The following is a 449-nucleotide window of genomic DNA, read 5'->3' as shown; positions in this document are numbered from 1 at the left end:
GCTAGATAAATGTCGGCGCCTTTGGAAAAATTGCGAACGACATCTTAGTACTAGTCGCCAAATGGTTGTTTTAGCTTATTTGATTGTGATGCTCAAAAGATATTAGACAGGTTCTTATAAGCCAAATAGTCTTTGTGCCAATCACCAAGATTTTTAAAGCCGGTAATAATCGCGTCTTTTTCTAGGCTATTCAACCAAAGGCGCTTAATCTTTTTCGACTTAACATCAATATGCGCTTGGTTCATGATCGACCACGCGATATTTGACCCTTCCCGACCACTATCGGTGGCCACAATAATGGTATCGGCTTTCGTTAACAGGTCTTTAACGATCTTGAATTGCGCTCTTTTACTAGTTGACACTTCAAACTTGTATTTGTCTGGGAAAATCGGTAAATTAGATAAGGCCCATTGCTGGTATTTCTGATCATATTTATCCGGTGTGGCTAG

At 39.9% G+C, this 449-nt stretch carries 2 pseudogenes; one reads left to right on the top strand and one right to left on the bottom strand.

The window, feature by feature from the left end:
- Window positions 1–106 (top strand): annotated as a pseudogene (locus tag MZO40_RS17030) (IS5/IS1182 family transposase); the annotation flags it as partial.
- A 7-nt stretch (window positions 107–113) separates the two neighbouring features.
- On the opposite strand, the pseudogene MZO40_RS17025 reads toward MZO40_RS17030, so the two are convergent.
- A pseudogene (locus tag MZO40_RS17025) lies at window positions 114–449 on the bottom strand (toprim domain-containing protein); the annotation flags it as partial.

Source organism: Lactiplantibacillus sp. B652 (genome assembly GCF_023806745.1).
GTDB lineage: Bacteria > Bacillota > Bacilli > Lactobacillales > Lactobacillaceae > Lactiplantibacillus > Lactiplantibacillus pentosus.
Note: the sequence above shows the minus strand (reverse complement) of the source record. Positions and strands in the feature narration are given on the sequence as shown.